This window comes from Arthrobacter sp. NEB 688 (assembly GCF_013201035.1).
Lineage (GTDB): Bacteria > Actinomycetota > Actinomycetes > Actinomycetales > Dermatophilaceae > Phycicoccus.
The window spans coordinates 2,666,706-2,684,535 of the sequence record NZ_CP053707.1 but is presented as its reverse complement, the minus strand read 5'-3'; the positions used below and the strand labels follow the sequence as shown (position 1 = coordinate 2,684,535).

The following is a 17,830-nucleotide window of genomic DNA, read 5'->3' as shown; positions in this document are numbered from 1 at the left end:
TAGGACTCTCGGGCGGGTGCTCCCGACCACGGTTCGACAGCGGTCAGCGGGCCAGCGCGGACGGCAGGTCGTCGTCGAACTCGACCCGCTCGGGCAGCGTGGCGTGGCCGGCCAGCCGGAAGACGCGCACGACCCACTTGCCGCGCACGCGCCGCACCTCGCGCACCGCGTCGTTGTGGAAGCGGCGGGCCATCCGGACCCGCAGCGAGCTGGCGGCGATGCGGTCGAGCGACTCCTCGACGAGCTCGTCGCCGTCGGCCCGCAACCGGGCCACGACGTCGTCGGTGAGCGTGACGGCGAGGATCTCGCTCAGCGCGCCCTCGACCTCCTCGCGCCCGCCGAAGTGCTGCCCGTCGAGGAGGTCCTCGGCGAGCGGGTGCTCCGTCGTGCGCTCGACCGACTCGGTTGCGGCGTCGGCGAGCAGCAGCGCGGTGGCGGGGTCGAGCGCGCCGGAGTTCGCGAGCTCGAGGGTGGCCTCGGCGCGGCGGACGAGCTGGGCGTCGAGCGCCGACATCGCGCCCTCCGCCTTGGCGTGCAGCCGGTCGAGCCGGGCCGCGGCGTAGGAGAGGTACCAGGCGGCGACGATGAGGACGATGACGACGAAGGTCGTCACCTGGAGGATGTCGATGTCGCTCACGAGACCCCCGTCCCGGGCACGCTGCGCACGAAGCGGCTCCAGAGGCCGCGCTGCGGCTCGGCGAGCTCGGCGTGGGCGCCCTCGAGCACGGTCTCGTAGACCGCCATCACCTGCCCCGAGACACGCGACCAGTCGAAGGTGCGGGCGCGCTCGCGGCCCTCGCGGCCGAGGTGCTCGCGGCGCGCGGGGTCGGCGAGCAGCCCGACGACGGCCTCGCCGAGCGCGGCGGCCGACCCGGTCTCGAAGGTGACGCCGACGCGCCCGCCGTCGAGGACCGCGACGAACGCCGAGAGGTCCGAGGCGACGACCGGGGCCCCCGCCGCCATCGCCTCGACGAGGACGATGCCGAAGCTCTCGCCGCCGAGGTGCGGCGCCAGGTAGGCGTCGACCGAGCGCAGCAGGCTCGCCTTGTCGGCGTCCGAGACGGCGCCGAGGACGACCGTGGCGTCGGCGACGCGCGGCTCGACCCGCTTGAGCAGGTCGTCGGCCTCCCCCGGCCCGGCGACGAGCAGGCGGGCCCGCGGGTGGGCGTCGAGGACCGCCGGCAGGGCCGCGAGCGCGACCTCGAGGCCCTTGCGGGGCTCGTCGACCCGGCCGAGGAACGCGAGGGTCGGCGCGTCGGCCGTCCCGGTCCACTCCGGTCGGCGCGGGGCGACGTCGAAGGCGTCGACGTGCACGCCGTTGGGGATGATGTACGTGTCGCCGCCGAGGTGGCGGCGCACGGTGCGGGCGGCGTCCTCCGAGACGGCGATCCGGGCGCGGATCTTCTCGAGCGAGGGCCGCAGCAGCGGGTTGGCGGCGTGCATCGCGCGCGAGCGCACCGTCGAGGTGTGGAAGGTGGCGACGACCGGCTCCTCCGCGGCCCACAGGGCCATGAGCGAGACCGACGGCGTGACCGGCTCGTGGAGGTGCACGACGTCGAAGCCGCCGGACTCCAGCCACCGGGTGACCCGGGCGGAGGTGACCGGCCCGAAGGTCAGCCGGGCGACGGAGCCGTTGTAACGCACCGGCACGGCGCGCCCGCAGGAGGTGAGGTACGGCGGCAGGTCGGAGTCCTCGTCGGCCGGGGCGAGCACCGACACCTCGTGGCCCTGCGCGATGAAGACCTCCGCGAGGTCGCGGACGTGGAACTGCACGCCCCCCGGCACGTCCCACGAGTAGGGGCAGACGATCCCGATCCTCACGAGGCCACACCCTGCCGCGCCAGCCGCTCCTCGTCGAGGTCCTCGAGGAAGACGCGCTGGAGCATGTGCCAGTCGCCCGTGTGCTCGCGCACCGCGGCGCCGAGGGCGTCGGCGCACTGCTGCGTCATCGCGACGACCTTCTCGCGGGTCGCGCCGGTCGTCGGCACCGTGACGGCCGGGTGGAAGGTGATGACGATGCCCCAGCCGCGCCCGCGGCGCTCGTGCCGGATGGACACCGGGAACAGCGGCCGGCGCTCGGCGAGCGCGAGGGCCGCGGGGCCGGGGGCCATCCGGGCCGGGCGCCCGCACAGCTCGACGGTGACTCCGCGGTGGGTGAGGTCGCGGTCGGCGAGCAGCGGGATGAGCCCGGGCCGCCGGGCGGCCTCGCGCAGCGCGGGGAAGACGTCGGGGCCGCCGGTCAGCGGCAGGATCGTCATCCCGAGGCCCTCGCGGAAGGCGAGGAACTCGCGGAAGACCTCCTCGGGCTCCAGGCGCTCGGCGACGGTCGTCACCGGGCCGAGGTGCACGGTGCCCCAGGCACCGGCGAGGTCCCAGTTGCCGAGGTGGCCGAGGAAGCAGACGACGCTGCCGCCGGCGTCGAGGACCTCGCGCACGGGGGCGTCGCCCTCGAGCCGCACGCGCGCGGCGAGCTCGTCCGGGCCGAGCACGGGCAGCCGGAAGGCCTCGCAGTAGTAGCGCAGGTAGGAGCGCATCCCCGTCCGGACGAGGGCGTCCAGGGCCGCGTCGTCGAGCTCGGGGCGCACCCGGGCGTAGTTGGCCCGCATCCGGGCGGCGCCGCCGCGGGCGACGGTGAGGTCGGCGACGGCGTCGAAGAGGCGGTAGGCGGCGCGCTCGGGCATCCGGCGCACCGCGGCCCAGCCGACCCGGTGCCCGGCGACGACGACCGCGTCGCCGAGCCGCGCCGGCACTCCCCTCACGCGGCGCCCAGCGCCTGGCGGCGGACCTCGAGGATCCGCTGGACGACGGTCACGAGGCTCGCGAGCGCGAGCACGGCGAGGACGACGCCGAGGAAGACGGTCGGGATGGAGAACAGCCCGGTGAGGCCGGTGGCCACGAGGACGGCGACGAGCCGGTCGGCGCGCTCGGCGATGCCGACGTTCGCGGTCATCCCCAGGCCCTCGGCGCGGGCCTTGGCGTACGAGACGACGCTGCCGAGGATGAGGCAGGCGAGCGCGAGCGCCGCCATGTAGGAGTTGCCGCCGCCGCCCGCGTACCAGAGCACGAGCCCGCCGAAGACGGCCGCGTCGCCGACCCGGTCGAGGGTGGAGTCGAGGTAGGCGCCCCAGCTGCTGGAGCGCCCGAGGCGCCGCGCCATGATGCCGTCGACGGTGTCGGAGAAGACGAACGCCGTGATGACGAGGGTGCCGACGAAGAACTCCCCACGGGGGTAGAACACGAGCGCGCCCCCCGCCACGCCGATCGTGCCGATGACGGTGACGACGTCGGGGCTGATGCCGAGCCGCAGGAGCAGCGAGGCGACCGGGGTGAGGAGCTTCGTGAAGAAGGCGCGGGCGTATCGGTTGAGCATGGTCCCGCCAGCGTAGTGGCGCCGCGGACGCCGCCACGCCACCGCGCCGCCCGCCGGGGTGGCGCAGGTCTCTCCGCGGGCCGCGCGATCCCCTTGTGCGCCGCTGCGGGGAGGAGTTGATTGGAGGCATGAGCGGAACACCGGCCCCCACCGTCACCGACACCACCCGCCTGCGCACCGTCCTCCTCCTCGGCCCGTCCGGCGCCGGCACCTCGCGGCTGTTCGACCGCGTCGTCGCGGAGCTCGCGCCGCGGTCGGGGACGCGGGCCAGGGGGGCGGAGCCGGCGGGGCTGCGGGCCGCCACGCTCGCGTGCGGGGAGGTGGTGCTGACCCTCCTCGACGCCCCGGGGCACCCCGACTTCGTCGGGCAGGTGAGGGCGGGTCTGCGCGCGGCGGACGCCGCCCTCTTCGTCGTCTCGGCCGCGGACGGCGCGGACGCCCGATCCCGGCAGCTGTGGCACGAGTGCGCGGTCGTCGGGATGCCCCGGTCCGTCGTCGTGACCCAGCTCGACGCGCGGGACGCCGACTTCGCCGCGACGCTCGAGGACTGCCGGGCGCACTTCGGGGCCGGCATCCAGCCGCTCGGGGTGCCGGTGGCCGGGCCGGACGGCGCCGTGACGTCGATCGCCGACCTCCTCCTCGGCGAGATCCACGACTACTCCGGGGGTGCCCGCACGGTGCGCCCGGCCGGCGCCGAGCACGCCGCGGCGTTCGACGACCACCGTCCCGGCCTCGTCGAGGGGATCATCGAGGAGTCCGAGGACCCCGAGCTCATGGACCGCTACCTCGCCGGCGAGGACCTGCCGTTCGCGACCCTCGAGCGCGACCTGCTCCAGGCCGTCGCCCACGGCACCTTCCACCCGGTGCTGCCGGTGTCCGGCGAGAGCGGCGCGGGGCTCGACGTCCTGCTGCACCTCGTCGAGGCCGCCTTCCCGCACCCCGGGATGCGCCCGCTGCCGACGGTGACCCCGGTCGACGGCGGGGACCCGGTCGGGATCACGGCCGACCCGGACGGCCCGCTCGTCGCCGAGGTGGTCCACACCGAGTCCGACGCCTACGTCGGCCACCTCTCGCTCGTGCGCGTCTTCTCCGGGACGCTGCGCGCCGACCGCCCGGTCCACGTCTCCGGGCACCTCGAGCGGCTCGACGGCCCGACCGGCGAGGGGCACGAGGCGCACGACGACGACGTGCGGCCCGGCGCCCTCGGCGCACCGTGCGCCGGCGAGCTGCTCACCAAGGAGCACGCCGTCGCCGGTGAGGTCGTCGTCGTCACCAAGCTCGCCGGGGCGCAGACCTCCGACACGCTCTCCGACCCCGCCCGGCCGCTGCTCGTCACCCCGTGGGCGCTGCCCGACGCCCTGCTGCCGGCGGCCGTGCGCGCCGCGACGCGGGCCGACGAGGACCGGATGCCCGTCGCCTTCCGCGAGCTCGCGGCGGAGGACCCGGCGCTGCGCATCGAGCACGACGCGGAGACCGGCCAGGTCGTCCTGTGGACCACCGGCCCGGCGCACCTCGAGCTCGTCCTGCACCGGCTGCGCGAGCGCTTCAACGTCGGCGTCGAGCAGGAGCCGGTGGCCGTCGCGTTGCGCGAGACGGCGCTCGTCAGGGCCGAGGCGCAGGGGCGGCACGTCAAGCAGTCCGGCGGCCACGGCCAGTACGCCGTCTGCCACCTGACCCTCGAACCGCTCCCCCGCGGCTCCGGCGTCGAGTTCACCGAGGTCGTCGTCGGCGGCGCCGTGCCGCGGCAGTTCATCGGCAGCGTCGAGAAGGGCGTCCACGCGCAGCTCGCGAAGGGCCTGCTCGCCGGCTGGCCGGTCACCGACGTCCGGGTCACGCTGACCGACGGCAAGGCGCACAGCGTCGACTCCTCCGACCAGGCCTTCCAGACCGCGGCCGGCCTCGCGCTGCGCGAGCTGGCCTCCCCGCAGTCGATGTGCCTGCTCGAGCCGATCGACACGGTCACGGTCGCCGTCGACGACGAGCACCTCGGCGCGGTGATGACCGACGTCAGCACCCGGCGCGGGCAGATCGTCGGCTCCGAGCCGGTCGACGGCGAACCGGGGCGCTCGGTCCTCGTCGCGGCGGTCCCCCGGCTCGAGCTGCTCGACTACGCGGTCGTGCTGCGCTCGCTCGCCCATGGCACCGGCACCTTCCGGCGCGAGCCGCGCGGCTACGAGGTGCTGCCGGACCGCCTGGCCCGCGAGCACCTGCGCGCGGGCGCCGGGACCGCCTGAGGCGCGCTCAGGCCGGCCAGTGCTCCGCGAGCCGCGCGCGGACGTCCTCGAGGAGCATCGGCAGCGCCTTGGTGCGCGCGACGATCGGCAGGAAGTTGCTGTCGCCGCCCCACCGCGGCACGACGTGCTGGTGCAGGTGGGCCGCGACCCCGGCGCCGGCGACGGCGCCCTGGTTCATCCCGAGGTTGAAGCCCATCGGGGCCGACGCCGCCTCGAGCGCCCGCACGGCCTGCTTGGTGAGCAGCGTGAACTCACTCGTCTCCTCGTCGGTGAGGTCGACGTAGAGCGGGACGTGGCGGTAGGGGCAGACGAGGACGTGGCCGGGGTTGTACGGGAAGAGGTTCATCACGACGTAGCAGTGCTCGCCGCGGTGCACGACCAGGCCCTCCTCGTCGCCCTTGCCGGGGGCCGCGCAGAACGGGCAGCCGTCCCCGGCGTCCGGGTCGGGCCGCTCGCCCTGGATGTAGACCATCCGGTGCGGGGTCCAGAGGCGCTCGAAGCCGTCCGGCTCGCCGGTGAAGTCGGCGGGGCTCTCGAGGTCGGGCATGCCCCGATCCTAGGTGCGCGTGCTCAGCGCAGGTACGACGCCCCGTTGAAGTCGAGAACGGCCCCCGAGGCCCACTCGGCGGCCGGCTCGGCGAGCGCCACGACCGCGGCCGCGACCTCCTCGGGCTGCGCGACGCGGTGGAACGGGCTCTGCGCGCGCGTGGCCTCGGCGGCCTCGGGGTCGGCCATCGCGTAGCCGGCCATCTCGGTCGCGATGAAGCCCGGCGCGATGCTCGTGACGGCGATGCCGTGCCGGCCCAGGTGCTGCGCCATCGACTGCCCGAAGGCGTGGAGGCCGGCCTTGGACGCCCCGTACGCCGGGATGTCGGGCTCGCCCCGGAAGGCGCCGCGCGAGCCGACGTTGACGACGCGGCCCACGGGGACGCCGTCGGCCGGCGGGACGTCGAGCATCTGCCGCGCGACGCACCACGTGAGGTTCGCCGGGCCGAGGAGGTTGGTCGCGAGCGTGCCCTGCCAGACCTGCACCCAGTCCTCGTACGACGTCGCGTCGAGCGGGTGGTCGCCGCGTCGGCTGCCGGAGGAGGCGGGCGCGGCGATCATCGCGGCGTTGTTGACGAGCACGTCCACCCGCCCGAGGGCGGCGGCGGCCTCCGCGGCCAGCGTGGCCACCGCGGCGGGGTCGGCGAGGTCGGCCGCGCGGCGGACGTGCCCCTCCCCCGGCAGCCCGGCGAGGACGGCCTCGGCGCGCTCGGTGCTGTCGGGTCCTCGGTGGTGGACGACGACGCGGTCGCCGCGCTCGGCGAAGGCCCGCGCGACGGCGGCCCCCACCCCCCGGGACGCGCCGGTGACGAGGACTCCGCGGGAGGTGGTGGGGTGCATCGGCCCACCCTAGGTCGGGCGGTCGAGCCTCAGCTCCATGAGGCGCTCGGAGGGCGCGCCGAACCCGACGCGCTCGTAGAGGCCGCGGGCCGCGGGCACGGCGTTGAGCTGGATGCGGGTGACGCGGTCGGTCGCCGCCCACGCGACGAGCGTGCGCAGGAGCCGCTCCCCGACGCCGGCGCCGCGGGCATCGGGCGAGACGTAGAGCAGGCTGACGTGGAACCACGCGTCCGCCGGGCGGCGCGCGCTCGGCAGCTTCTGCACCCGGGTGCCGTGGACGAGCCCGAGCGGGCGGCCGCTGGGGTCCTCGGCGAGCCAGGTGCGCCGGGCGCGGTCGGCGAGCCACGCGTCGGCGAAGGAGTCGAGGAAGCCGGGCGGCAGGGCGTACCCCTGCTCGCGCTCGTCCTGGATGTGCAGGGCAGCGACCGAGAACGCGTCGGTGGGCAGCGCCTCGCGCACGCGCACGTCCCGCACCGTCTCCACGGGCCCAGCATGGACCATCCGGCGCCGTGGTGGGAGGTGGAATGGGTGAGGCCCCGAAACCGGTATGAGCGGTTTCGGGGCCTCGGGTGACGCGGCGTGATGCTCCGTGTCTCGCGGCGCGGATCCCCGGTCACCACCACCGCCATCACGCGGTGGCTCCTCGCAGCGGGGCCGCGGGGCCTGGTGTCCTTCGTCCGTTCCGGTCCCTCCGCCACCGTGGTGGTGGAGTGCTCTGATCTTGCTCCTCGGTCGGCCTGCGCCGCAAGGCTTTCGCGTCAGGAACGTCGGACCTGTGCGGCGCGCGGCGTGTCGTCGGCGTGTCGTGTGACGGGCGTGACGGGTGGTCAGACCTGGCTCTTGGTGCGGATGGCCTCGAGCACCTCGGCCACCGCCTCCTCGACCGGCACCCCGTTCTTCTGCGACCCGTCGCGGTAGCGGAACGACACCGCGCCCGCGTCCCGGTCCTCGCCGCCGGCGATGAGGACGTAGGGCACCTTGGACTTGCTCGCGGTGCGGATCTTCTTCGGGAAGCGGTCGTCGGACTCGTCGACCTCGAAGCGCACGCCGTGCTCCGCGAGCTTCGCGCCGACCTCGCGCAGGTAGGGCACGAACTCCTCGGCCACGGGCACGCCGAGCACCTGGACCGGCGAGAGCCACACCGGGAAGGCCCCGGCGTAGTGCTCGACGAGCACCCCGATGAAGCGCTCGATCGAGCCGAACTTCGCCGAGTGGATCATCACCGGCTCCTGGCGCGAGCCGTCGGCGGCCTGGTACTCCAGCCCGAAGCGGTGCGGCTGGTTGAAGTCGTACTGGATGGTCGACATCTGCCAGGTGCGGCCGATGGCGTCGCGGGCCTGGACCGAGATCTTCGGGCCGTAGAACGCGGCGCCGCCCGGGTCGTCGACGAGGTCCACGCCGAAGGTCGAGGCGGTGGAGCGCAGGACCTCGGTCGCGACCTCCCACTGCTCGTCCGAGCCGATGAACTTGTCCTTCTTGTCGCCCTCGGTCGCGCGGGTCGAGAGCTCGAAGTAGTAGTCGTCCAGGCCGAAGTCCTCGAGCAGGCCGACGACGAACTTCAGCAGGTGCTCGATCTCGCCCGGGGCCTGCTCGGGGGTGACGTAGGAGTGCGAGTCGTCCTGGGTCATCGCCCGCACGCGGGTCAGGCCGTGGACGACGCCGGACTTCTCGTAGCGGTAGACCGAGCCGAACTCGAACAGGCGCATCGGCAGCTCGCGGTAGGAGCGCCCGCGCGAGCGGAAGATGAGGTTGTGCATCGGGCAGTTCATCGCCTTGAGGCGGTACTCGGCGTGCTCGAGCTCCATCGGCGGGAACATCGTGTCGGCGTAATACGGCAGGTGGCCCGAGGTGTGGAAGAGGCCGTCCTTGCTGATGTGGGGGGTCCCGACGTACTGGAAGCCCTCCTCGATGTGCCGCCGGCGGACGTAGTCCTCCATCTCGCGCTTGATGACGCCGCCGCGCGGGTGGAAGACGACCATCCCGGACCCGATCTCGTCGGGGAAGGAGTAGAGGTCGAGCTCGGCCCCGAGCTTGCGGTGGTCGCGCTTCTCGGCCTCGGCGAGCCGGTCGAGGTAGGCCTTGAGCTCGTCCTTGGTCGGCCAGGCGGTGCCGTAGACGCGCTGCAGCTGCGGGTTCTTCTCCGACCCGCGCCAGTAGGCGGCGGCGCTGCGCATCAGCTTGAAGGCGTTGCCGAGGACCTTGGTCGACGGCACGTGCGGGCCGCGGCAGAGGTCGCCCCACGCGACGGTGCCGTCGCGCCGGACGTTGTCGTAGATGGTCAGCTGCGCGCCGCCGACCTCGACGCTCGCACCCTCTGCGGCGTCCTCGGCCGCCCCGCCCTTGAGGCCGATGAGCTCGATCTTGTACGGCTCGTCGGCGAGCTCGACGGCGGCGTCGGCGTCGGACACCTCGCGCCGGTGGAAGGTCTGGCCCTCGTTGACGATCCGCTGCATGACCTTCTCGAGGGCCTTGAGGTCCTCGGGGGTGAAGGGGGTCTCGACGTCGAAGTCGTAGTAGAAGCCATCGCGCACGGGCGGGCCGATGCCCAGCTTCGCCGACGGGTGGACCTCCTGCACGGCCTGGGCCAGGACGTGGGCGGCGCTGTGCCGCAGGACGTCGAGGCCGTCCTGCTCGGCGGCGGTCACCGGCTCGACGGCGTCGCCGTCGGCGGCCGCGACGTGGAGGTCGCGCAGCTCGCCGCCGACGCGGGCGACGAGCACGGCCCGGTCGCCCTCGAAGAGGTCGCCGTAGGTCGTGCCCTCGGCCACCGATCGCTCGCTCCCGGCGACGTGGACGGTGATCTGGGCAGACATGGTGAGGGTCTCCTCGCGGTGGTGGGCGTGCCGGGAACCCGGTACGGCCCCGATGCTATCGAGGCACGGACCGGGCGGTCGCGGCAGTTCCGGTCGCGGGGGCGCTCAGCTCGTCGCGGCGGTCGTCGCCGCCGTCGCGGCGATGACACCGGCCATGACCGCGGCGTTGACCTCCTCGACCGCGGCCCGCACGGCGGGAGCCGCCCAGTCGCCGGCCGTCACGGCGTCGGCGCGCCGCTTCGCCTCGCGCTCGGGCATCCCGGTGACGGCCGACAGGCGGTCGACCGACGCCAGGAGCGCGACGAGGGCCGCCGTCCTGGCGTCCGGCGCCGGGGCGCTGTCGGCGAGGGCGGCGGTGACGCGGCCGCGGAGCCGGTCGACGACGGCCGGGTCGGTCACCGTCCAGCGGGTGCGCGGGAAGAGGCCGAGGACCTTGGTCTCCTCGGTCCGCAGGACGCCCGCAGCCGTCATCGAGGACAGCGCGAGCTCGCGCAGTGCCCCGGCGCGGTCGCGCCAGGCGCCGGCGCCGCCGAGCTTCGAGACGACGTCCTTGGGGCGCCGCCCCTCGGCCAGCTCGAGCACCTCGCGCAGCCGCGGCTCCGTCGGCTCGGCCGTCCCGGTGCGCCGCAGCCGGGCCTTCTTGTCGGTGCCGTCCAGGGCGAGCGCGCCGTCGAGCACGAGGCCGGCCACCGTCGTGCCCGCCACGACCGCGCGCAGGCGGGTGCTGTCGAGGGCCGGGCGGCCGCTCGCGGGGTCGAGGACGAGCAGCAGCAGCTCGTCGGTCAGCGAGAGGGTCATCGTCGTCTCCTCCGGGTGTCGGTGCCCCCCATCCGACCACCGCCGCGGGGTCCGCGCCTCCGCCCCGAGGAGGAGTCAGCCCTCGACGTCGAGGCGGAAGGTGCCGGTGGCGGACCAAGCGCGCAGCCGTGCCACGGTCGTCCCGAGGTAGTCGGCGGCCATCGCCCGGAGCGAGGCCGTGCTCGACCCGAGCAGGTCGTTGGCCAGCAGCAGCTGGCGCGACGCGACGAGGGCCTCGAGGTCGCCGGGCGCGACGTCGGGCCACGGCAGCACCTCCGTGTACCCCTCGCGCAGCGCCGCCTCGGCCGCCTCGGCCCCGCTGCGACGCAGGTAGAACGTCGTGATCGCGAGGTCGAGCACCGGCAGGCCGAGGCCGGCGTCGTCGAAGTCGAAGACGGCCAGGCGGCCCTCGTGCCACTTGAGGTTGCCGCCGTGCAGGTCCGCGTGCAGCGGCACGACCTCGGCGCCCGCGTGCAGGCGGGCGAAGACGTCCCGGGCGCGCGCCATCCCCGTGGCGACGACGGCCCGCCCGTCCGCGTCGAGCCCCGGCGCGGTGCTCAGGACGTCCTCGTCGCCGAACAGCGGCTCGTCGAACCGCGGGAGGGCGGCGCCCTCGGGGATCCGCCACGTCGCGGCGTGCCGGTGCAGCTGCGCCGTCGCCCGACCGAGGGCGCGCGCCCACTCGGCGCCGGCGCCGTCGCGCGCGTCGTCCCCCTCGAGCCACGACGCGGCGGTCACGAGGACCGGCCGCCCCAGCGCCGCCGGCTCGCTCCGGACGAACCACTCATCCCGGGTCGACCGCAGCGATCGCGGGACGACGACCTCCGTCTCCGTCGCGATGGCCTCCTGCCACGCCTGCTGGGCCAGGACGTTCGCGGGGGTGCTCTTGGAGTTGGTCCCGACCCGCAGCGCGCACCGCTCGCCGTCGCGGGTGTCGATGCGGAAGGTCGTGTTGTAGGCGTGGAGCAGCACCTCCATCCGCTCGACGTCCAGCCCGAAGGCCTCGGCCGCGTCGAGCGCGGTCGGGCGCAGCGCCTCGACCTGGCCCTCCTCGTCGAGCTCGTCGTACCGCCGGGGCCCGGGCGTCACGCGTCGCTCCCGGCCCGGCGCGCGCGGTCCTTGATGGCCTCGATCACGTCGCCCTTCGCGTCGGAGTACGCGTTGACGTCGGCCCAGTCACGCTGTGCCAGCGCCCTCTTGGTGTCCTCGTACAGCTGCCGGTCTGCTGCGTCGGCGCGCAGCCGGTCGCGCAGGAGCAGGTAGTCGTCCGCGCTCGGGTCGTCGTCCTCGAGGACGTGGACGTTGACGTCGCGCTCCGGGGTCCGCACCAGGCGGTGGCCCGGCTCACGGACCCGGAGCTCGTAGCCGGCCCGGACGAGCGGCTCGACGTGGTCCTCCTCGGCGGTGATGTCCTCGACCGTCACGAGCACGTCGACGATCGGCTTCGCGGCCAGCCCGGGCACGGCCGTCGACCCGATGTGCTCGACGCGCAGCGCCGTGCCGGCGAGAGCCCGACGGATGCGGGACGCGTGCGCGGCGTAGCCCGCCGCCCACGCCGGGTCGTGGTCCACGAGGAGGATCGCCCGCCGCTCGACCCCGCCGACGAGCTCGACGGTCTCCACGTCCGGCCGACGACGACCTGCCCCATGCGTCATGGCGGTGAGTCTCGCACCGACCGCTGCCACCGCGCCCGCATGATTGGCCGATGGCCCCGCCCTCCGCCGACGCCGCCGCCGTGCCCACCCCCGGGCTCGTGACGCGGCTGCTGCGCGAGCAGGTGCCCGAGCTCGCCGGGCTGCCGGTGCGGCCGAGCCCGACGAGCGGGAGCAGCAACTCGGTCTTCCGCCTCGGGGACGACCTCGCGGTGCGGATGCCCCGCGAGGAGCGGTACGTGCCGGACCTCCTGACCGAGGTCCGCTGGCTCCCCCACCTGGCACCGTCGCTGCCGGTCCCCGTCCCGCAGGTCGTGGCCGTGGGTCGCCCGGCGGCCGGGTTCGAGCGGCCGTGGTCGGTCGTCACCTGGCTGCCGGGCGAGGTGCCGCTGGGCCTGTCCGCCGACGACGAGCACCGCCTCGCGCGCGACCTCGGCGCCTTCGTCGGCGCTCTCCACGCGGTCCCCGTCGCCGGCGCACCGGTCGGCCCGGAGCACTGGGGCTACCGCAGCGGCGAGCCGGTGACCGACGCCATCGACGCCTGGGCCGACGAGGCCGCGGACGCCCTGTCCGGTCTCTTCGACCCGGCCGCGGTCCGTGAGGCGTGGCGCCGGCTGCGGGACGTCCCTCCGGCCTCCGGTCCTCCCTGCTGGGTGCACACCGACCTCTCGCCGGAGAACGTCCTCTGCGGGGACGACGGGCGGCTCACCGGTGTCGTCGACTTCGGCGGTCTCGGTGTCGGCGACCCCTCCGTCGACCTGCTCTACGCGTGGGGGATGTTCGGAGCGCCGGCCCGCGAGACCTTCCGGGCGGCCGCGGGCGCCGACGAGGCGACCTGGCTGCGGGCGCGGGCCTGGTCCTTCGTCGGCCCGGGCGTCCTCACCCTCGCCGCCTACCGCCGCTCGATGCCGGCCCGGGCCGCGAGCCTGACGACGATGGTCGAGGCGGTGGCCGCCGAGGTCGCCGTGCGCCTGCGCTGAGGCCGTCCCGCGGGCCGGGCGTCGACGGCGGAGGGGCTGTCGGCGGTCGCGTCCAGGTTTGGGTCATGGAGGGGATGGTCCGCACCACGACCCTCGACCGGGGGCCGGTCGAGGCGGTGGCCGACGTGCGAAAGGCGGTCGCGCACATCGACATCGGGGCGATGACCGACCACGACCGGCTCGCCCTGGTCGACGAGCTGGAGCGCCTCAAGGGCGCCGCGACCGCGGCCCAGGCCCGCGCGGTCCACGCCGTCCGCCGGTCGCGTGAGGCCACGGCCCCGCAGGACGCGCTGCGCTCGGTGGGCTCCGAGGTCGCGCTCGCCCGTCGGGAGTCGCCGACGCTCGGCGACCGCTTCGTCGGTCTGTCCCGCGCGCTCGTCGAGGAACTACCCGCGACGATGGCGCACCTCACCACCGGGGCGATCGGCGAGCGGCACGCGCTCGAGATGACCCGTGAGACGGCCACGCTCGCCCTCGGGGACCGCGGCCTGGTCGACGCACGGCTCGCCGACGTCATGCCGTCCCTCACGCCGCGCGCGCTCGGGCGGGCCGCCCGCCGGGTCGCCGCCGAGCTCGACGCCGCCTCCGTCGTCGCCCGGATGGAGGCCGCCGTCCGCTCCAGACGGGTCTCGGTCCGCCCGGCCCCGGACGGCATGGCCTGGCTCACCGTCCTCGGCCCGATGCGCGAGGTCATCGGCGCCCACGCCGCCCTCGCGGCCCGCGCGCGTGCGGTCGTCGGCGGCCGGGCCCCGGACGAGGCGCCCGAGGGGCGAGGCGTCGGGGCCGTCGCGGCCGACACCGCGCTGCGGCTGCTCGCCGGGCTGCTCCCCGGCCAGGTGCAGCCGGTCGAGGTCCACCTCGTGATGACCGACCGGGCGCTCCTCGGCCTCGGCGACGCCGACCGTTCCGTCGACGAGCCGGCGCGCCTCCCCGGCCACGGCTCGGTCCCCGCCCCGGTCGCCCGCGCCTGGGTCCGCGACGCCGGGCCGGCCTCGGTCTGGTTGCGGCGGCTGTTCACCACCCCGGACGGACGCGACCTCGTCGCGATGGACTCGCGCCGCCGCACCTTCACCGGCCTGCTGCGCCGGATGGTCGTCCTGCGCGACGACGTCTGCACCACCCCGTGGTGCGACTCCCCCGTCGTCCACGCCGACCACACCGAGCCCGCCCGGCTCGGCGGCCCCACGAGCCTCGCGAACGCCGGCGGGCGGTGCGCCCGGTGCAACCACGTCAAGGAGGCCCCCGGCTGGCGGGTCGACCTCGTGCGGGGCTCCCCGCACACCCTGCGCACCACGACGCCGGCGGGCCGCCGCCACCACGCCACGGCGCCGCCGCTCCTCGGCTGGGGCACCGACCCGCCCCACAGGTCCGCCCTCGAGGACCACCTCCTCACACTCCTGCCCGCCTGAGCCCCGGGGCACCTAGGCTCGACCGATGCGCACCCTCCCCCACGGCACCTGGCCCTCGCCCATCTCCCCCGAGGACCTGACCGGCGGCCAGGTGGCGCTCGACGAGGTGCGCACCGACGGCGCGCACACCTGGTGGCTCGAGTCCCGCCCGCGCGAGGGCGGCCGGCAGACCCTCGTCCGCCACGACGGCGAGACGACGACCGAGCTCCTCCCGGCGCCGTGGAACGTCCGCACCCGCGTCCACGAGTACGGCGGCGGCGCCTACGCCGTGGCCGACGGCACCGTCGTCTTCTCCCACCTCGGCGACGACCGCCTGTACCGCCTCGACCCCGGCAGCAGCGAGCCCGTCGCCATCACCCCCGAGGCGGCCCGCCGGTACGCCGGGATGGTCCTGACCGGCGAGCACGTCCTCGCCGTCCGCGAGGACCACACCCGCGGTGGCGAGCCCGCCAACGAGCTCGTCCGGCTCGACCTGCACGGCGACAACACCGACGGCGGCCTCGTCCTGCACACCGGCACCGACTTCGTCTCGCGCCCGGCGGTCTCCCCCGACGGCACGAGCCTCGCATGGGTCGTCTGGGACCACCCCGACATGCCGTGGGACTCCACCCGCCTCCTGCGCGCCCGGCTGACGCCCGAGGGGGCCGCCGAGCCCCACGTCGTGGCCGGCGGCGACGAGGTCTCGGTCTCGCAGCCGACCTTCGGCCCCGACGGCGCGCTGTGGTTCGTCTCCGACGAGTCCGGGTGGTGGCTGGTGCACCGCGACGCCGGCGACGGCCCGCACCCGGTGCACGCCACCGAGGCCGACCACGCCCAGCCGCAGTGGTCGCTCGGGATGGTCGACCTCGCCGTCCTGGACGCCGACCGCGTCCTCGTCCGCTGGTTCGAGGAGTCGGGTCAGGGCCTCGGCGTGCTCGAGGCCTCGACCGGGGACGTCGTCCCGAGCGCCGGCGCCGGCTCGTTCCACGACCACCTGACGGCCGCCGGGGACGAGGTGGCGTTCAAGCGCGGGCGCACCGACGGCCTCCCCCAGGTCGTCCGCGGCCCGGCGAGCGGCCCGTTCCGTGTCCTCGCCTCCTCCGCCCCGTCCGACCCCGACCCGGCGTCCGTCTCGCGGCCCGAGCCGTGGTCGTGGACCAACTCCGACGGCGACGTCGTCCACGGGTTCCTCAACCCGCCCTGCCTCGACGGCGTCACCGGCCCGGAGGGTGAGCAGCCGCCGCTCCTCGTCCTGGCGCACGGCGGGCCGACGAGCCGCGCCGAGACGTCGTACCTGTCCTCGACGCAGTTCTGGACGACCCGCGGCTTCGCGGTCCTCACCGTCAACTACTCGGGCAGCACCGGGTACGGCCGCGCCTACCGCAACCGCCTGCGCGGCCGGTGGGGCGTGCTCGACATCGACGACTGCGTGACGGGCGCCCGCTCCGTCGCCGATGCCGGCCGCGCGGACGCGACCCGGATCGCCGTGCGCGGCGGCAGCGCCGGGGGCTACGTCGTCCTGCGGGCGATGACGACGAGCGACGTCTTCGCGGCGGGCACCAGCCTCTTCGGCGTCGCCGACCTCGCTGCTCTGGCCCGCGACACCCACAAGTTCGAGTCCCGGTACTGCGACCGCCTCGTCGCCCCGTGGCCGGAGGGCGAGGAGGTCTACCGCGACCGCTCGCCCATCCACCACGTCGACCGGCTGCACGGCGAGCTCCTGCTCCTCCAGGGCACCGACGACAAGGTCGTCCCGCTCGCCCAGGCGCAGGACATGGCGACCGCGATGCGCGCCGCGGGCCACGACGTCGAGCTCGCCGTCTACGAGGGCGAGGGCCACGGCTTCCGCCGGCCCGAGACCGTCGTCGACGCCCTCGGGCGCGAGCTGGCGTTCTACAGGCGGGTGCTACGCCTCGGGTCCTGAGGGCCGGTCGGCGTCCTCGCGCCGGCGCAGCACCTCCTGCGCGCGGGCCCCGGCCATCCCGGCGATGCCCTCGGCCAGCGGCGCCCGCAGCGGCCCGGTGTCGGTCGGCACCGAGGCCCCGGCGTGCCCGGCCCGGATCTCCTCGACGAGCCGGTGGGCCTCGACGATGAGGGTGCCGTACGCGGGCCACGCGCGCGGGTCGTCGAGCGGCGTCGAGCGCACCTCCTCGCCGAGCCCGTCGAGGGCGGCGACGGCGGCGTCGAGGTGCTCCTGCACCTCACGGTCGGACGCGCCCCGGTGCACCCCGAACCGGGCCGCGGCCGCCCCGAGGTGCTCGAGCACCTCGGCGTAGCACCCGAGCCACTCCGGTGACGGAGCGGCCTGCCAGGGGGCCTCGTCCGCCGCGTCGGCGAGCGTGCGGGCGATGCCGGCCACCGGCCACTGGCTGCGCTGCACGGCGTGCGCGGCCCCGACGTAGCCGTCCCAGTCGATGCGGGCCGGGCGCAGCCGGTGCCGCAGGTTGAAGCGCGTGCTCTCGCGGCCGGTCTCGACCGCCTCGACGACGGCCGGCACGTCGACGCCGACGCGCGTGGCCCGGTCGTGCCACTGCCGGGCGGCGTCCGCGTCCCAGCCGGAGCGCAGGCCCTCGGCCATGTCGTCGAGCAGCCCGCGCAGGCGCTCGGTCAGCTCGAGGACCGCCCGGCGCGGCCCGGTGAGGTGCAGCGGCCCCAGGACGACGGCGTTGACCACGACGCCCACGACACCGCCGAGGGTCGTGTCGAGGATGGTGGACGCGGTGAAGGAGACGCTGTCCCACTGGAGGCTGAGCAGCGAGAGCAGGACCATCGTCGGCACCTGGATGCCGTGCGCCCCGAGGCGGTCCCACCGGCCGATGACGAGCGCGAGCAGGAGGACGAGCACCATCGACCACCACGTGACGCCGACGAGGTTGCCGACGCCCCACGCGACGCTCATCCCGACGACGACCGCGACGAGGCGCTCGACGCTCTGCCAGAGCGAGCGCACGATGGTCCGGTCGACGACGAGCAGCGCGGCGAGCGGGGCGTAGAACGAGGTGCTGCTGTCGACGACGACGACGGCGAGCTGCCACGCCAGCACGGCGGCGGCGGCCGACTTGACGAGCATGAGCGCGTCGTCGCGCTCGGGCCCGGGTCCGCGCAGGACGGCCCGGACGGTGTCGCCCCACTGCTGCAGGGTGGCCCGCACCCCGCGGCGGGAGCTGGCCTGGGTCGTCATCCTGCGACCCTAGCCACGGGCGGCGCGG

16 protein-coding genes are annotated in these 17,830 nt (G+C 75.5%); 4 read left to right on the top strand and 12 right to left on the bottom strand.

What is annotated here, in order from left to right:
* Positions 1 to 43: 43 nt before the first annotated feature.
* The 4 genes from HL663_RS12580 to pgsA are packed head-to-tail and all read right to left on the bottom strand — an operon-like array spanning position 44 to position 3,370.
* On the bottom strand, positions 44 to 637 hold the full coding sequence (locus tag HL663_RS12580; RefSeq protein ID WP_286175605.1) for a hypothetical protein: 594 nt from the start codon (positions 635 to 637) through the stop codon (positions 44 to 46).
* Complete coding sequence (locus HL663_RS12575) at positions 634 to 1,821, bottom strand: glycosyltransferase family 4 protein (protein ID WP_173028699.1); 1,188 nt, start codon at positions 1,819 to 1,821, stop codon at positions 634 to 636. Before HL663_RS12575 ends, HL663_RS12580 begins: the two co-directional genes overlap by 4 nt.
* Positions 1,818 to 2,759 carry a phosphatidylinositol mannoside acyltransferase gene (locus tag HL663_RS12570; protein ID WP_286175603.1) on the bottom strand — a complete coding sequence of 314 codons (942 nt, stop codon included), beginning with the start codon at positions 2,757 to 2,759 and terminating at the stop codon, positions 1,818 to 1,820. Before HL663_RS12570 ends, HL663_RS12575 begins: the two co-directional genes overlap by 4 nt.
* Positions 2,756 to 3,370: a phosphatidylinositol phosphate synthase gene (gene pgsA / locus HL663_RS12565; RefSeq protein WP_173028698.1), complete on the bottom strand. Its 615-nt coding sequence runs from the start codon at positions 3,368 to 3,370 to the stop codon at positions 2,756 to 2,758. Before pgsA ends, HL663_RS12570 begins: the two co-directional genes overlap by 4 nt.
* Before the next feature lie 128 nt (positions 3,371 to 3,498).
* On the opposite strand from pgsA, the gene HL663_RS12560 reads away from it, so the two are divergent.
* Positions 3,499 to 5,604, top strand: a complete 2,106-nt coding sequence (locus HL663_RS12560; protein ID WP_173028697.1) for an elongation factor G — start codon at positions 3,499 to 3,501, stop codon at positions 5,602 to 5,604.
* 7 nt (positions 5,605 to 5,611) lie between these two features.
* Here the strand turns inward: HL663_RS12560 and HL663_RS12555 are convergent, their stop codons facing one another.
* From HL663_RS12555 to HL663_RS12525, 7 genes are all read right to left on the bottom strand, one after another.
* Positions 5,612 to 6,151: an HIT family protein gene (locus HL663_RS12555; RefSeq protein ID WP_173028696.1), complete on the bottom strand. Its 540-nt coding sequence runs from the start codon at positions 6,149 to 6,151 to the stop codon at positions 5,612 to 5,614.
* A gap of 23 nt (positions 6,152 to 6,174) precedes the next feature.
* Positions 6,175 to 6,990 carry an SDR family NAD(P)-dependent oxidoreductase gene (locus tag HL663_RS12550; protein ID WP_173028695.1) on the bottom strand — a complete coding sequence of 272 codons (816 nt, stop codon included), beginning with the start codon at positions 6,988 to 6,990 and terminating at the stop codon, positions 6,175 to 6,177.
* 9 nt (positions 6,991 to 6,999) lie between these two features.
* Positions 7,000 to 7,473: a GNAT family N-acetyltransferase gene (locus HL663_RS12545; RefSeq protein ID WP_173028694.1), complete on the bottom strand. Its 474-nt coding sequence runs from the start codon at positions 7,471 to 7,473 to the stop codon at positions 7,000 to 7,002.
* 344 nt (positions 7,474 to 7,817) lie between these two features.
* Positions 7,818 to 9,803, bottom strand: a complete 1,986-nt coding sequence (gene thrS / locus HL663_RS12540) for a threonine--tRNA ligase (protein WP_173028693.1) — start codon at positions 9,801 to 9,803, stop codon at positions 7,818 to 7,820.
* 105 nt (positions 9,804 to 9,908) lie between these two features.
* Positions 9,909 to 10,601 (bottom strand): GOLPH3/VPS74 family protein, encoded by a 693-nt coding sequence (locus HL663_RS12535; RefSeq protein WP_173028692.1) that lies wholly within the window; start codon positions 10,599 to 10,601, stop codon positions 9,909 to 9,911.
* Between the two features lie 75 nt (positions 10,602 to 10,676).
* Positions 10,677 to 11,690: a phosphotransferase enzyme family protein gene (locus tag HL663_RS12530; protein WP_173028691.1), complete on the bottom strand. Its 1,014-nt coding sequence runs from the start codon at positions 11,688 to 11,690 to the stop codon at positions 10,677 to 10,679.
* Complete coding sequence (locus HL663_RS12525) at positions 11,687 to 12,256, bottom strand: GrpB family protein (protein WP_173028690.1); 570 nt, start codon at positions 12,254 to 12,256, stop codon at positions 11,687 to 11,689. Before HL663_RS12525 ends, HL663_RS12530 begins: the two co-directional genes overlap by 4 nt.
* A gap of 50 nt (positions 12,257 to 12,306) precedes the next feature.
* Between HL663_RS12525 and HL663_RS12520 the strand changes: the two genes are divergently transcribed.
* The 3 genes from HL663_RS12520 (at position 12,307) to HL663_RS12510 (ending at position 16,545) form a co-directional block, all read left to right on the top strand.
* Positions 12,307 to 13,233, top strand: coding sequence for an aminoglycoside phosphotransferase family protein (locus HL663_RS12520; protein WP_173028689.1), 927 nt, complete (start codon positions 12,307 to 12,309; stop codon positions 13,231 to 13,233).
* 65 nt (positions 13,234 to 13,298) lie between these two features.
* Positions 13,299 to 14,642, top strand: coding sequence for a DUF222 domain-containing protein (locus HL663_RS12515; protein ID WP_173028688.1), 1,344 nt, complete (start codon positions 13,299 to 13,301; stop codon positions 14,640 to 14,642).
* Positions 14,643 to 14,667: 25 nt separating this feature from the next.
* Entirely contained in the window at positions 14,668 to 16,545 is a 1,878-nt protein-coding gene (locus HL663_RS12510; RefSeq protein WP_173028687.1) for an alpha/beta hydrolase family protein, read from the top strand.
* Here HL663_RS12510 and HL663_RS12505 read toward each other — a convergent pair.
* A complete protein-coding gene (locus tag HL663_RS12505; protein ID WP_173028686.1) occupies positions 16,528 to 17,802 on the bottom strand; it encodes an aromatic acid exporter family protein in 1,275 nt (424 codons plus the stop codon). The genes HL663_RS12510 and HL663_RS12505 overlap by 18 nt on opposite strands.
* Positions 17,803 to 17,830 lie beyond the last annotated feature (28 nt).

Excerpts from the sequence above, each read along its gene's own strand:
- HL663_RS12510 (WP_173028687.1), top strand. The coding sequence starts at position 14,668 with ATGCGCACCCTCCCCCACGGCACCTGGCCCTCGCCCATCTCCCCCGAG.
- HL663_RS12550 (WP_173028695.1), bottom strand. The coding sequence starts at position 6,990 with ATGCACCCCACCACCTCCCGCGGAGTCCTCGTCACCGGCGCGTCCCGG.
- thrS (WP_173028693.1), bottom strand. The coding sequence starts at position 9,803 with ATGTCTGCCCAGATCACCGTCCACGTCGCCGGGAGCGAGCGATCGGTG.
- HL663_RS12515 (WP_173028688.1), top strand. The coding sequence starts at position 13,299 with ATGGAGGGGATGGTCCGCACCACGACCCTCGACCGGGGGCCGGTCGAG.
- HL663_RS12525 (WP_173028690.1), bottom strand. The coding sequence starts at position 12,256 with ATGACGCATGGGGCAGGTCGTCGTCGGCCGGACGTGGAGACCGTCGAG.
- HL663_RS12505 (WP_173028686.1), bottom strand. The coding sequence starts at position 17,802 with ATGACGACCCAGGCCAGCTCCCGCCGCGGGGTGCGGGCCACCCTGCAG.
- HL663_RS12520 (WP_173028689.1), top strand. The coding sequence starts at position 12,307 with ATGGCCCCGCCCTCCGCCGACGCCGCCGCCGTGCCCACCCCCGGGCTC.
- HL663_RS12555 (WP_173028696.1), bottom strand. The coding sequence starts at position 6,151 with ATGCCCGACCTCGAGAGCCCCGCCGACTTCACCGGCGAGCCGGACGGC.
- HL663_RS12535 (WP_173028692.1), bottom strand. The coding sequence starts at position 10,601 with ATGACCCTCTCGCTGACCGACGAGCTGCTGCTGCTCGTCCTCGACCCC.
- HL663_RS12560 (WP_173028697.1), top strand. The coding sequence starts at position 3,499 with ATGAGCGGAACACCGGCCCCCACCGTCACCGACACCACCCGCCTGCGC.
- pgsA (WP_173028698.1), bottom strand. The coding sequence starts at position 3,370 with ATGCTCAACCGATACGCCCGCGCCTTCTTCACGAAGCTCCTCACCCCG.